Below are 13475 nucleotides of genomic sequence, written 5' to 3' on the forward strand. Positions count from 1 at the left end.
ACGTTACAAATTGGAGAGGTTCGTTTCCGACCTGCGCGGCCGCCGCTCTATTCATCGGCATAATACGATAAAGCGGCGCAAAGTTCAAACACGTTGACGTGACGCCGACGCAATCGCGGTCAGGCGCGCCTAAGCAACCGAGTGATCATAGGCGTCCAGCGCATCCTGCAGGGCCTGCAGATCCTCGGGCAAATCCGCCTCGAACAACATTTCCTCGCCAGTGGCAGGATGCTCGAAACCAAGTTCTGCGGCATGCAGCGCCTGTCGGCCCAGATTGCGCACGATATCGGCCAGGTCTTCAGGGAGCTTGTTCACCTTGGTCACAAACCCCGACGCATAAAGCGCATCGGCGACAAGCGGGTGGCCGATATGAGCCATATGGACGCGGATTTGATGCGTGCGGCCGGTTTCGAGTTGGCATTTAATGCGAGTGACGTCCCAGCCATCGCCACCATAGCGGCCTTCTACAGCATAGTGCGTAATCGCTTCGCGACCATGGCGCAGCACCGCCTGCTTCAACCGATTGCCGGGGTCGCGCCCCAGAGGCGCGTCGACCGTGCCGACACCCGACTGCGTCGTGCCCCAGGCAAAGGCAATATATGCGCGATGCAATGGACCGGTGCGTCCGTGATCGGCAAATTGGGCCGAGAGATGCTTATGCGCCCTTTCGGTCTTGGCGGCGACCATCACCCCGGATGTGTCCTTGTCGAGGCGATGCACGATCCCCGGTCGCTTGACCCCGCCAATGCCCTTGAGGCTGTCGCCGCAATGAAAGATCAGTGCATTGACCAGCGTGCCATTGGGCGAGCCCGGTGCGGGATGCACCACCATGCCGACCGGCTTGTTGATGACGATCAGATGGTCGTCCTCATAAAGGATATCGAGCGGAATATCCTCGGCCTGCGGCTCGGGATCTTCCGGGGGCGGGGCAAGAAGGGTGATTGTCTCCCCGGCCTTCAGTCTATATTTGGGTTCGCTGACGCCGGCCCCGTCGACGCTGACGGCGCCACCAAGGATTAGGTCCTTGATGCGGCTGCGGCTCAAAACGTCGTGGGCTTTGGCCAGCACGGCATCCAGCCTGCCGCCGGCCATGTCGGCATCGACGACAACCTCAATGGGCTCGCCCTCGAACTCGAAATCGGTATCTTCTGCCATGAGCAATCCTGAACAACCGCAAGCCAACGCCGAAACGGACGAGAAGCTCTCGCCTGAAGCGCTGGCCCTGTTGGGAAAAGCGCGCCGATCCTTCGGGATTTCGATCGGCATCCTGTTGCTGGGCTTTATGGCGATTGGCTTTGCGCTTGTCTATCGCGTCATGCGCGACAGCCCGCCGCCGGCCATTGCCGACACGATCAGCATTCCCGCCGGCGCCCAGGTGGTTTCCGCGCTCAACACCGACGGCACCATCCAGGTAACTTATCAGGTGGGCGGCGCGACCATTTTGAGCATTTTCGATGCGGCCACCGGCGCGCTGCAGCGCACCGTACAGATCGGCAGCGAATAAGGAGACAGGGACGTTTCAGCGTCCCTGGATTTCCCGGAGCGCGGCCAGCCGGTCCGAAACCGATCCCCGCTGTGCCCCGCTCGGGGTCGGCAACATGTCCTCGCTTTCCCCATCCTCGGCAAAGCGCTGCACTCGATCAAAGAGGCTTTCTTCCGGCAGCGCGTTGGAGCGCTGCTCATTGTCCACCGCATAGACCAGGCGACTGACGCTGGCGGCGATGTCATTGAGCCTGTTCCGCAAATGCCCTTCGTCCACTCGCTCGCTTTGCCAGTCGGCCATGATCGAGCGTTCGACATCCCCCACCTGGCGACGCAGACTGTCGAGCTCGTCTTCCATAGACAATTTGTCGGCCAGCAATTGCTCGGGGCGCCCATCGCTGGGGTCCATTGCCTGGCTGGTTTCGGCCAAGAGTGCATTGAGCCGGCTTTCGGCGCTGGCAAAGCGCGCCTCGGCATCGACCAGATCCTCGGCGTCATCCTCCGGGCGCTGACTCTTTGTGGCCGGGACGGATTGTGCATCATCGCGCCCAGTTGGCGCCGCGCCGCCCACTGGGCGACCTTCGGCGCCAAGCGACTGCCGAAGCGCTGCGATTTCGCCGTCGCGGGTTTCGAGATCGCGATCGCGCATCCGCAGGCGCTGCGCCAGATCGGTGCTTTCCTTTTCGAGCTGTGCCACGCGGGCCCGCAATTCGGCCTCGCGCTCTTCGAGCTCGTTTACCACCGAAAGATGCTGTTCGCGTTCGGCCTTGAGCGCACCAAGATCGGTGCGCTTCTGGTTCACATCGCCTAATTGCTCGGCCAGGCGCTTGCGCAGCGTCTCGACATTCATCTCCAGCCGACGGGTCGAGAGCGCAAATTCGGCACGCAACTGATCCTTGTCCGCACGGAATTCGGCCATGGTAATGGGCGTGGCGGCCTCGATGCGGCGCTTGGTCAGACGCACTGCGCGCTTCCACACTGCCGGCAGGATGACGAGCGCCACCAGCCCCGCCACCAGCAGGCCCAGCGCGAAATACATCATGTTCTCGATCAGCATCGAGCAAGTCTCCGACGCGGGCGGCACTACGGGACGGGCAAGGCCATTATGGGCCTATGTGACAGCAAAGCCGGCCATCTGCCATCTGGGGCAAGGATTAACCCTAATGGCTTTGGCCGGCGCCGTCACGCCTTGGACTGCGGTTTGTCGCCTCTGCGACCTGGACACAATTGCGTCAGAAGGGATTCCAGGTCGGCTGGTTGGTAAAATTGAGGTAGCCCACATTGATCCCCAACCGCGCTCCCACACCGGAACGGATGGGAACCACGACCACCGGACCGCGCTTGGTCACGGTCATGCCGAGCCCACCCACGATATAGGCAGACCCATCGACGCCGGGGAATCGCCCGAGCACGTCCTGGATGGCCGAAAGGTTATAGACCAGCATCATGACCTTGGAGCCATCGCCACCGATGTCGAAACCGATGCTCGGTCCCTGCCAATAGATCGAGTACTGCCCGGCATTGCGGGTATAGAGCGTGCCCTCGCCATACTTGGCGCCCACGATCAGCGCCCCGCCGGCTTCTTCGCCCAGAATATAGCCATTGGGCTGGCCGAACTGACCCACCGCCCGCTCGACCAGCGAGGCCAGGCCTTGCGCCGCGGAGCCGAAGAACTCACGGCCACTTTCGACAAGTTCGTCACCCGAATAGCTGTCGCTGAGCGACCCTTGGGCAAAAACGGGCGCTGCAGGCAGCAACAGGGCGAGCAGCAGGGTCGCGGTCTGGACAAGGCGCTTGAGCATGGCAGGTCTCCCGTGGCGAAGCGGCCAGCGGTTACGAGGCTCTTAACGACTATGCGTCAGAGTCGACGGGCCGGCGAGCCGATCATTGGGCGGATCATGACGCAAACCTCTAAACAAATCTTAACCATGATCGCCTTGCTTCTGCCGCTGTTCGGGCCAGTTCCGGCCATGATTACTGCGGCACAGGCCCAGTCAGTGGTTTCAATCATCGTCACCGATCCGCTGACCGGCTACGCCATCGGCGGCATGGACCCGGTATCCTATTTTACCGAGCCGGGCCCCCTGGCCGGCAGGCCTGAGCTCGAATTGAAATGGAAGGGCGTGCCCTGGCTCTTCGCCAGTGCCGCCAATATGGAAATTTTCAAGCGCAATCCTGAGCTTTACTCGCCCCAATATGGTGGCTATGGCGCCATGAGCATGGCGCGCGGCTTTCTCTCGGAAGCCAACCCGTCCATCTACACTGTCTATAAACAGCGGCTGTTCCTGTTCTACTCCGCCTCCAACCGCGAGGCCTTCCTGCTTTCGCCCGACGCCGCGGCGCTGCGCGGTGAAGAGAACTGGCAGGCGCTGTCCAAAACGCTGACGACCCGGTAGTAGGCACCGGGTTCGCACTCTATTGTCCCCTAATTGATTCCCCGCCGACCGGCGGCCGCACGGAGAGAACCACCATGGCCGAAATCATCGAGCTCAAGGCAACCGATCTGGCTGCGATGCTCTGCTCACGGGTTTGCCATGACCTCATCAATCCCATCGGCGCCATCGGCAATGGTCTTGAAGTTCTGACCGACCCGGGCCAGACTGAAATGGCCGAAGGCGCACGCGACCTGATCGCCAGCGCCGCCAAGCAGAGCCGCGCGAAGCTGGAATTCGCCCGCCTCGCTTATGGCGCCTCCTCGACGTCAGGCACCGATATCGACACGCGCGAATGCGAGCGCGTCGCGCGCATCCTGTTCGAGATCGAAAAGGCCGACCTCGAATGGAATGTGCCGCTCATCCTTTTGCCCAAGCACAAGGCCAAGCTGTTCATGAACATGCTGCTGATCGCGGCTGGTTCGGTGCCGCGCGGCGGCCAGGTTACGGCCTCGATCACCGGACCTGCCGGCGAGGAAAAGTTCGAGTTCACCTCCAAGAGCGATCCCGAAAAACGCCAGAAGACGCTGATCCCGTCCGGCTCGGCCGGGCTTCTCTCCGGCATCCCCGATGAAGGCTTCGTCGACGCGCGCGGTATCCAGCCCTTCTATACCGGCGTTCTCGCCCGCATGACCGACATGGAGATCGCCATCGGCATCGAGAATGACCAGTTCTTCTTCACCGCCACCCCGAAACCGGCAGAAAAGACTGAGGAAGCGGCAGAGTAGTTGCGGCAACGCTAACTATTCACCAACCACTTCGCCTCCATAATTGCGGGCATTGTGCACACTGTTCCCGGACCAATGCTCATGCGGAGCTGCCTGATCGTCGATGATTCCAGCGTGGTGCGCAAAGTGGCGCGCCGCCTTCTGGAAGATCTGGACTATGTCGTCGACGAGGCCGAAGACGGTCAGGAAGCGATCGACAAATGTCGTCAGGCCATGCCCGATGCCATTCTGCTCGACTGGAACATGCCGATCATGAGCGGCCTCGAATTTATCAAGCTGCTGCGCACCTATATTGGCGGCGAGAAACCGCGCGTCATTTACTGCACCACAGAGAACGATGTCGGCGCCATTGCCATGGCGCTCCGGGCCGGGGCCGACGACTATATGCTCAAGCCTTTCGACCGCACTATTCTTGAGTCCAAGTTCGACGTCGCCCAGGCTGCGTGACGCTGCAGCGGCATGACCGCTCATTAACCCGTCGCGACAATATGACTGGACGGCAAGGCCGGAACGCTAGAGGTCTTGCCCTTGTAACGCCCCATTAGGGGACTTACATTCGCCCCAAATGCCGCCGCATGGCGTGTCGGCCCCTCCGGGACAGGATTGATGAACGGAAATTTCCGCAACTTTGCCATCTGGCTGGTTATTCTCTTTATGCTGATGGGCCTGTTCCAGGTCTTCCAGTCGTCCACGCGCTCCGTTTCGGTCGCAGACAAGAGTTACAGCCAGTTCGTGACCGATATTGAATCGGGCCGCGTCTCCAACGTGACTATTACTAATAATGTCGTCTCCGGCGTGCTCAATGACGGCAGCCGTTTCGAGACCATTATTCCCGATGGCGCCGACGTCATAACCAAGCTCGAAGACCGCAATGTGAACATCACGGCGCGCGCCCCCGAATCGAGCCCGTTCTGGTCCATCCTGCTCTCCAGCTGGCTACCCTTCCTCGTCATCATCGGCGTGTGGTTCTTCTTCATCCGCCAGATGCAGGGCGGCGGTCGTGGCGGCGCCATGGGCTTCGGCAAGTCGCGCGCCAAGCTGCTGACGGAAACTCAGGGCAAGGTAACCTTCGAGGACGTCGCCGGCGTCGATGAGGCCAAGCAGGACCTTGAGGAAATCGTCGAGTTCTTGCGCGATCCCGGCAAGTTCCAGCGCTTAGGCGGTCGTATTCCGCGTGGCGTGCTGCTGGTCGGCCCTCCGGGTACCGGTAAGACGCTGCTCGCCCGTTCGGTCGCCGGCGAAGCCAATGTGCCCTTCTTCACCATTTCCGGTTCTGACTTTGTGGAAATGTTCGTCGGTGTCGGCGCGTCCCGCGTCCGCGACATGTTCGAGCAGGCCAAAAAGAACGCGCCCTGTATCATCTTCATCGACGAAATCGACGCCGTCGGTCGCCAGCGTGGTGCCGGTCTCGGCGGCGGTAACGACGAACGCGAGCAGACGCTCAACCAGCTTCTGGTTGAGATGGATGGCTTTGAAGCCAATGAAGGCATCATTCTGATCGCCGCGACCAACCGTCCCGACGTGCTTGATCCCGCTCTGCTGCGTCCCGGCCGTTTCGACCGCCAGGTCGTCGTTCCGAACCCGGACGTGGCCGGCCGCGAAAAGGTGCTCAAGGTTCACGTCCGCAAGGTTCCGCTTGCGCCCGACGTCGATCTCAAGGTTCTGGCCCGTGGTACCCCCGGTTTCTCCGGCGCCGACCTGATGAACCTCGTCAACGAAGCGGCCCTGATGGCGGCGCGGCGCAATAAGCGCTTCGTCACCCACCAGGAGTTCGAAGACGCCAAGGACAAGATCATGATGGGCGCAGAGCGCCGCACCATGGCCATGACCGACGACGAGAAGAAGCTGACCGCCTATCACGAAGCCGGTCACGCCATCATCGCGCTCAAGGTTGCCGGCATCGATCCGATCCACAAGGCCACCATCATCCCGCGCGGCCGCGCCTTGGGCATGGTGATGACCCTGCCCGAGACGGACAGCTATTCGTTCAGCCGCGAGAAGGCCCTGGCCCGTCTCACCATGCTGTTCGGTGGCCGCGAAGCCGAGATCATCAAGTTCGGTCCGGAAAAGGTCACTTCGGGTGCCTCTGGCGATATCCAGATGGCCACGAGTCTCGCCCGCTCCATGGTGATGGAATGGGGTATGAGCGAAAAGCTCGGCCGCGTCCGCTACAAGAGCAACGACCAGGAAGTGTTCCTTGGTCACTCGGTGACGCAGTCGACCAATATGAGCGACGACACCGCGCGCATCATCGACCAGGAAGTGCGCAAGCTGATCGAGGATGGCGAAGCCTCGGCCCGCGATATCCTGACCACCTACCACGACCAGTGGGAGGCGATCGCCCAGGCCCTGCTCGAATACGAGACGCTGACCGGCGACGAATTGCGCGCCCTGATGGATGGCAAGCAGCCCGTGCGTCCTGACGACAACGGCCCGGCATCGCCCAAGGCGACCGGCGTCCCCTCTGCGGGCAAGGCGGGCAAGAAGCGTCCCGATGCCCCGCCCGAGCCCGGCATGGAACCCCAGCCGGAAAGCTGACGCATCACACATTAAGGGTCACCTCACGGTGGCCCTTTCTCTTTGCCGCCATCTCCGCTATTCCGCCCCAAAGTGGTATTAGCGCAAGCAGACCTTTTGCGGGGACGAATCATGGCCAGGAAATATTTCGGCACCGACGGCATTCGCGGGCTCGCCAATGGCGACAAGCTCACCCCCGAACTGGCGATGAAGGTCGGCATGGCCGCCGGCACCAAGTTCGTTCGCGGCGAACATCGCAACCGCGTGGTTATCGGCAAGGACACGCGCCGTTCCGGCTATATGCTGGAAAGTGCACTTGGCGCGGGCTTCACCGCCGTGGGCATGGATGTCTACTTTCTCGGGCCGATGCCGACGCCAGCTGTCGCCATGCTCACCCGCTCGCTGCGCGCCGATCTCGGCGTGATGATCTCCGCCTCGCACAATCCCTATGATGATAACGGCATCAAGTTCTTCCGTCCGGACGGCTACAAGCTCTCAGACGAGGTTGAAGCCGAGATCGAACAGCTGATCGATTCCGACAGCGCCAAGCTTCTCGCCCATGGCATGAGCATCGGCCGCGCCCATCGCGATGAGGAAGCCCGCACGCGCTATGTCGAATATGCCAAGCGCACACTGCCGCGGAATGTCGACCTCTCGGGCCTGCGCATCGTGCTCGATTGTGCCAATGGCGCGGCCTATAAGGTCGCCCCGCTGGCGCTGTGGGAACTGGGCGCCGATGTCGTGACCATCGGCGTCACGCCCGACGGCTACAACATCAACCACAAGGTCGGCTCCACCGCCCCAGAAGCCGTTGCCGCCAAGGTGAAGGAAGTCCGCGCCGATATCGGCATTGCGCTCGATGGCGATGCCGATCGGGTGATCATCATCGACGAAAAGGGCAATGTCGTCGACGGCGACCAGTTCATGGCCGTAATCGCCCAGAGCTGGCTGGAACGGGAAATGCTTCAGGGCGGCGGTATTGTCGCCACCATCATGAGCAATCTCGGCCTCGAACGCTATCTGGGAGGCCTGGGATTGACGCTGGAGCGCACCCAGGTGGGCGACCGCTATGTGCTCGAGGCCATGCGTGCCAAGGGCTTCAATGTCGGCGGCGAGCAGTCCGGCCACATCATACTCTCAGATTTCACCACCACCGGCGACGGCCTGGTCGCGGCCCTGCAATTGCTGGCTGTGCTCAAGCAGCAGGACCGGCCGGTCTCCGAAATCTGCGCCCGCTTCGACAAGGTGCCGCAACTGCTGCGCAATGTCCGCTTCAAGTCCGGCAAGCCGTTGGAGCACAAGCTGGTGCGGCAGGCCATCGCCGACGCCGAGGCAACGCTGGGGACCACCGGTCGCATGGTGGTGCGTCCCTCCGGCACCGAGCCGGTGATCCGCATCATGGGCGAAGCCGACGACGCCACGATGGTCGAGACCGTCGTGCGCCAGGTTGAAGCGGCAATCATCGACGTCGCCTGACCCGACTTGCTTGCCCCAGGGCAATGATCGGTGCATCTCGCACAGATTATCTTGGTCCGTTAGGGTTAAGTCTTAGGGTTAAGCTAGATTTAAGAAATCTGGGCCATATTGCCGGAGACCAAGGGTGTCGAGGCAATCAAAGGACCCAATCATGCGCAAGCTTTTCGCTGCGATCATGGCGGCAGGCGCCGCCGCTTTCGCCGGCCCTGTGGTGGCCGCCGATCTTCCCTTCTATCCGCCGGTGATCGAAGTTCCCGATGTGGACTATGGCGTGTCCGGCGCCTTCTATCTGCGCGGCAGCGCCGCCGGCACCATGCTGTGGAGCAAGGAAGCCAACGCCTATGAGTGCCTTGCCCCCTGTGGCGGCCTCGTGGTGACGCAGTTCCCCTTCGTCAACATGGGCTACGGCTATAGCGTCGGCGCCGGCTTCGGTTATGAAACCGGCACGGGCCTGCGCTTCGACGCCACCGTCGATTACCTGGCCAATAATGGCCTCAAGGTCACCAAGGGCCCGGCCTATGGTGCCCGTGCCGGTGACTACACGGTCAACCTGCGTTCCACCCTGGCCCTGGCCAACGTCTACTACGACTTCTCGCTGGAAGGCGGTCAGTACGGTTATGGTGCCGCCGGCGGTGCCTTCGGCTATGTCGGCGCCGGCGCCGGCCTCGCCTACAACCAGGTTGACGTTTCCGCTCCAGCTGGCGTCGTCGTTCCCTCGGGCAGCAATACCAGCTTCGCAGCGGCGGGCATGGTCGGCGTCGGCTATGATTTCGGCTCCGTCGTTGCCGATGTCGGCTATCGCGGCGTCTACATCGCCCAGCTCAGCAACAGCGCTGCCGTGCCCAACCACGTCTGGGCCGACAACAACTGGGTCCACGAAGTACGCGGCACGCTCCGCTACCGCTTCAACTAAGGACGGCGGCGCAAGGCGCCACCACCCTCTCAGTCTTTGGATCGGCGCTCCCTTGGGGCGCCGATCTTGTTTCTGCATGCTTGCAAGCCTTGGCCATCACTGGACATTGCCCATCGCAGCATGATCATCTTATTCCCGCATGGCCGACGGCAATTTGGGGGTTCGAATGCATATTCTGATTATCGGCGCTGCGGGCATGATTGGGCAGAAGCTCGCCACGGCATTGGTGGCTAATGAAAATGTCGGCGGCCATCCCATCGACCGCCTGACGCTTGCCGATATCGTGCCACCGCCCACAATTGCCGGCCCGGTCTCCCAACAATCGCTGGCAGTCGATCTTTCCCAGCCCGGAACCGCAGACACGCTTCTCGCCGACCACCCCGACCTGATCTTTCACCTGGCCGCCGTCGTTTCGGGCGAAGCTGAGGCCGATTTCGACAAGGGCTATCGCATCAATCTCGATGGCACGCGCCACTTGCTTGAAGCCATTCGAAGGGCTGGACGCCAACAGCCATATTGCCCTCGCCTCGTCTTCACCTCGTCCATCGCTGTCTTCGGCGAACCGCTGCCGCCGGCCATTCCGGATGATCAGATCCACACCCCTCTGACGAGCTACGGCACCCAAAAAGCGATCTGCGAATTGCTGCTGGCTGACTATTCGCGCCGCGGTTTTCTTGACGGCGTCGGCATTCGCTTGCCCACCATCACCGTGCGACCCGGCAAGCCCAACAAGGCCGCCTCCGGCTTTTTCTCGGGCATTTTGCGCGAACCGCTCAATGGCCAGGAGGCGATCCTCCCGGTCGATGACAATGTGCGGCACTGGTTTGCCAGCCCGCGCGCCGCTATCGGCTTCCTCCTGCACGCCGCCGAGATCGACACGGGCCCTCTGGGCCAGCGCCGCAACTTGACCATGCCGGGCCTCAGCGCCACTGTGGCAGACGAAATCGCCGCGCTTGAGCGCATTGCCGGCCCACGTGCCACTGCCTTAATTCGTCGCCAGCCCGACGAGACTATCGCGCGCATGGTAGCGGGCTGGCCGCAGAATTTTGACGCACGACGTGCCAGCGAACTCGGCTTTACCGCCGATATCGGCTTCGACGACATCGTCAGGGCGCATGTCGAGGATGAGTTGAACGGCGTCTTACCATTCTGAGGAGGATTCAGCCGGCCGCCTGGCGTACCTGTTCACTGAGGGCGGCCTCGAATCCTTCTATCGGCATCGGTTTGCCGAAGAGGTAGCCCTGATATTCGTCGCAGCCGCCATCGTCGAGCCATTGCAATTGCTCGCGCGTTTCAACCCCCTCGGCCAGGACAGTCAGGTCGAGGTCGCGACCGATCTGGATGATGCTGCGCACCAGCGCCGCGTTGCGCTCGCCCTCGGTGACGTCCTGAACGAAGCTGCGGTCGATCTTGAGCTGGGTGAGCGGCAAGCGTCGCAGATAGCCCAGGGATGAGTAGCCGGTGCCGAAATCGTCCAGCGCCATGCCGATGCCGGCGGCGCGCAACACATGCATCTTGGCCACCACCTGCTCGGTATTGGCCACCATGACGCTTTCGGTCAGTTCGATCTTGAGCTTGGTCGCATCGATGTCGAAGGTCGACACTAGATTGAGCACAGACTGCTCGAACTCGTCCTCCAGGAACTGGCTGGCGCTGACATTGACCGACAAGGTGAGTTCGGCGGTTTCCGGATGTCGCTGCCAATCGGCCAGGGTCCGGCAGGCCTGCTGCAGCACCCAATAGCCGATTTTCCTCATCAGCCCGGCATGTTCGGCAATGGGGATGAACTCGTTTGGCGGAACAAGACCACGCTCGGCATGCTGCCAGCGCAACAGCGCCTCTGCACCGATGATCGTGCCGTCAATGCTCACCTGTGGCTGAAAATAGAGCCTGAGATCACCACTCCACAGTGCCGCCTCCAGGTCCCGCACCACCTGATCGTCACGCCGCACCTCTGCCTGAAAGACATAGGTGCCCGTCGCCAGGATACCGGTGGCGATCATGCTGTTGATCCAGGCACCATAGACCCGAATACTATCGGGAATAGGCTCCGCGAAGGGCAAAGCATGCGCGCTGGACGAGAAGACGACAAAGGTCGCCAGACTGGTCGCGATCATTGCCAACTGCAGCCTGGAGCGCTGGCGCTTGTAGTTGATATAGCCGACCAGAGCGACGCCGAGCAGGAAAATGTGGGACACACGCGGCACCTCAGCGCTTGGCACGTCATAGACGAGGCAAAGCACCACCAGCATGATAAAGAACACGGCCTGCGACATCAGAAGCGCCGGGGACAGATGCCCCCTGTCGGCAAGGCGCCAGCCATAAAGGCATACGAGAGCAAGGAAGAACTGGCCCAGGGCCAGAGGCCAGGTGCCCATCCAGGCAAATATCAGTGACCAGATGAAAGCCAGACAGACGACGGCAAGGATCGGCAGCTTGTAGAGAAAATTCAACCGCGCCGAATATTGCGGATCGTCTTTTCGCGTCTTGCTGCTGCCGCCCAAAGTCACACGCAATCCATCCCAGGCATCGATCGGCGGATAGACGATCCGCTCTGCTCATCAGGAGGATTATGTAAGCAAACAAGGCTTAAAACAACGTATCGCGACGCAGCAGCGACGATAGCCCCCGGCGCCGATCGCCGGAGGCCATGTCTGTTTCGTCAATGAGCGCCCGCGGACAAGCTGAGCGCGCGGGACCGTCTCCCTCAGCCGAGCAGCTTGCGCAGCTTTTCGAGCGCCACTTTGGCGTCTTCGCGATAGGCGATGGTGCCCTGGAAGTCGCCCTTGGCATCGAGCAGGAACACAGAGGCAGTGTGATCCATGGTGTAGTCACCCCCCTCGATCGGCACCTTCTCATAATAGACCGCCCAGGCGCGGGCCGCCTTCTCCACCTCGGAAAGCGAGCCCGTGACACCGGTCACATGGCCGGTCCAGGCGACATAGTCGCCGACGATTTCGGCGGTGTCGCGCTCCGGGTCGACGGTGACGAAATAGGCCTTCAGATCCTTGGCTTCGTCACCGAGCGCTTCATACCAGGCTGTGATTTCGGCCAGCGTCGTCGGACACACATCCGGGCAATGGGTGAAGCCGAAAAAGACCAGTGACGGGCTGCCATTGAGGCTTTCGCGCGTAAACGGCGTGCCGGAAGCGGTGACTAGTTGGTAGTCGCCTGAGCCGAGCCCACCGGTCGGCTGCGGGCGGGTATTGGCGTAGACATAGAGGCCCGTGGCGGAGAGGGCCGCGACCACCACCAATGTCCACAGGACGGTGCGCAAATGCGCCAGATGCGTCATGATCAGGCCTTTCAGTGGGTGTGCGACATGGCCGGCGCAGTGGCGGCGCTACCGGCGGCCACAAAGTCGACGGTGACGCTGCCGGCCTTCTCGAACACCAGCGTGACCGGCACCGCTTCGCCCTCGGCGATGGCCGCAGAAAGGCCCATGAACATCAGGTGGAAACCACCCGGCTCGAGGACGACGGTCTCGCCGGCCGGAACCACCAGTCCATCGGCAAGCTGGCGCATCTTCATGACATCGCCCGACATGGCCATTTCGTGGATCTGGCTTTCCTTGGCAATATCGGTGCTGACGCTGACCAGCCGATCATCCTCGCTTCCCTTATTGGTGATGGTCAGAAAACCGCCGCCGACCGGAGCATTGGGCAGGGTCGCGCGGGTGAAGGGATTTTCGATCTCGAGCGTGCCGACAGTGATGGCGGCCGCATGATGATGCGCTGCAGGCGGCCGGGCGTCTTCGGCCAAGCTCGGGGCGATCGGAACAAGCGTCAGAAGCAGAGCGGCAGCAAAAGCGGGAATACGGGTAAGCATGGGTCAATCCTGTTCGATACGAATGTGCTGAAGGCGTCCCTAGGATGCGGGGACGCAGAACACTTGGAGTTGGTCGAAAACGAGCGGCTGCAGCGGCCG

The 13475-nt window shown here is 61.8% G+C and carries 14 protein-coding genes; 8 read left to right on the top strand and 6 right to left on the bottom strand.

Annotation, left to right across the window (positions count from 1 at the left end; genetic code table 11):
• Window positions 1-129: 129 nt before the first annotated feature.
• Window positions 130-1155, bottom strand: a complete 1026-nt coding sequence (locus tag DEVEQU_RS07280; RefSeq protein WP_126149919.1) for an RluA family pseudouridine synthase — start codon at window positions 1153-1155, stop codon at window positions 130-132.
• Here DEVEQU_RS07280 and DEVEQU_RS07285 point away from each other — a divergent pair.
• Window positions 1154-1504 carry a DUF6476 family protein gene (locus tag DEVEQU_RS07285; RefSeq protein WP_126149920.1) on the top strand — a complete coding sequence of 117 codons (351 nt, stop codon included), beginning with the start codon at window positions 1154-1156 and terminating at the stop codon, window positions 1502-1504. The two genes, DEVEQU_RS07280 and DEVEQU_RS07285, sit on opposite strands and share 2 nt — an antisense overlap.
• 15 nt (window positions 1505-1519) lie before the next feature.
• On the opposite strand, the gene DEVEQU_RS07290 is transcribed toward DEVEQU_RS07285, so the two are convergent.
• Together DEVEQU_RS07290 and DEVEQU_RS07295 are read right to left on the bottom strand one after the other, a co-directional pair.
• Window positions 1520-2539: a hypothetical protein gene (locus DEVEQU_RS07290; RefSeq protein WP_126149921.1), complete on the bottom strand. Its 1020-nt coding sequence runs from the start codon at window positions 2537-2539 to the stop codon at window positions 1520-1522.
• Window positions 2540-2714: 175 nt separating this feature from the next.
• Window positions 2715-3284 carry a DUF1134 domain-containing protein gene (locus tag DEVEQU_RS07295; protein ID WP_126149922.1) on the bottom strand — a complete coding sequence of 190 codons (570 nt, stop codon included), beginning with the start codon at window positions 3282-3284 and terminating at the stop codon, window positions 2715-2717.
• A 126-nt stretch (window positions 3285-3410) separates the two neighbouring features.
• Here DEVEQU_RS07295 and DEVEQU_RS07300 point away from each other — a divergent pair, with 126 nt between their 5' ends.
• From DEVEQU_RS07300 to denD, 7 genes are all read left to right on the top strand, one after another.
• A complete protein-coding gene (locus tag DEVEQU_RS07300) occupies window positions 3411-3878 on the top strand; it encodes a YHS domain-containing (seleno)protein (protein ID WP_126149923.1) in 468 nt (155 codons plus the stop codon).
• A gap of 74 nt (window positions 3879-3952) precedes the next feature.
• A complete protein-coding gene (gene chpT / locus DEVEQU_RS07305) occupies window positions 3953-4642 on the top strand; it encodes a histidine phosphotransferase ChpT (RefSeq protein WP_126149924.1) in 690 nt (229 codons plus the stop codon).
• Between the two features lie 81 nt (window positions 4643-4723).
• Entirely contained in the window at window positions 4724-5089 is a 366-nt protein-coding gene (locus DEVEQU_RS07310; RefSeq protein WP_126149925.1) for a response regulator, read from the top strand.
• Window positions 5090-5248: 159 nt separating this feature from the next.
• Window positions 5249-7180, top strand: coding sequence for an ATP-dependent zinc metalloprotease FtsH (gene ftsH / locus DEVEQU_RS07315; RefSeq protein WP_126149926.1), 1932 nt, complete (start codon window positions 5249-5251; stop codon window positions 7178-7180).
• A 111-nt stretch (window positions 7181-7291) separates the two neighbouring features.
• On the top strand, window positions 7292-8635 hold the full coding sequence (gene glmM, locus DEVEQU_RS07320; protein ID WP_126149927.1) for a phosphoglucosamine mutase: 1344 nt from the start codon (window positions 7292-7294) through the stop codon (window positions 8633-8635).
• A gap of 151 nt (window positions 8636-8786) precedes the next feature.
• Complete coding sequence (locus tag DEVEQU_RS07325) at window positions 8787-9548, top strand: hypothetical protein (RefSeq protein ID WP_126149928.1); 762 nt, start codon at window positions 8787-8789, stop codon at window positions 9546-9548.
• 166 nt (window positions 9549-9714) lie between these two features.
• Window positions 9715-10701: a D-erythronate dehydrogenase gene (gene denD, locus DEVEQU_RS07330; protein ID WP_126149929.1), complete on the top strand. Its 987-nt coding sequence runs from the start codon at window positions 9715-9717 to the stop codon at window positions 10699-10701.
• 7 nt (window positions 10702-10708) lie between these two features.
• Here the strand turns inward: denD and DEVEQU_RS07335 are convergent, their stop codons facing one another.
• The 3 genes from DEVEQU_RS07335 to DEVEQU_RS07345 all read right to left on the bottom strand — a co-directional run bounded on the left by DEVEQU_RS07335 (window position 10709) and on the right by DEVEQU_RS07345 (window position 13376).
• The gene (locus DEVEQU_RS07335) at window positions 10709-12058 is read right to left on the bottom strand and encodes a putative bifunctional diguanylate cyclase/phosphodiesterase (RefSeq protein WP_164550301.1); all 1350 of its coding nucleotides are present in this window, start codon (window positions 12056-12058) and stop codon (window positions 10709-10711) included.
• A gap of 197 nt (window positions 12059-12255) precedes the next feature.
• On the bottom strand, window positions 12256-12843 hold the full coding sequence (locus DEVEQU_RS07340) for an SCO family protein (RefSeq protein ID WP_126149931.1): 588 nt from the start codon (window positions 12841-12843) through the stop codon (window positions 12256-12258).
• 11 nt (window positions 12844-12854) lie between these two features.
• Window positions 12855-13376 carry a copper chaperone PCu(A)C gene (locus DEVEQU_RS07345; protein ID WP_126149932.1) on the bottom strand — a complete coding sequence of 174 codons (522 nt, stop codon included), beginning with the start codon at window positions 13374-13376 and terminating at the stop codon, window positions 12855-12857.
• Window positions 13377-13475: the final 99 nt, after the last annotated feature.

Source organism: Devosia equisanguinis (assembly GCF_900631955.1).
In the GTDB taxonomy this organism is placed as follows: Bacteria; Pseudomonadota; Alphaproteobacteria; order Rhizobiales; family Devosiaceae; genus Devosia; species Devosia equisanguinis.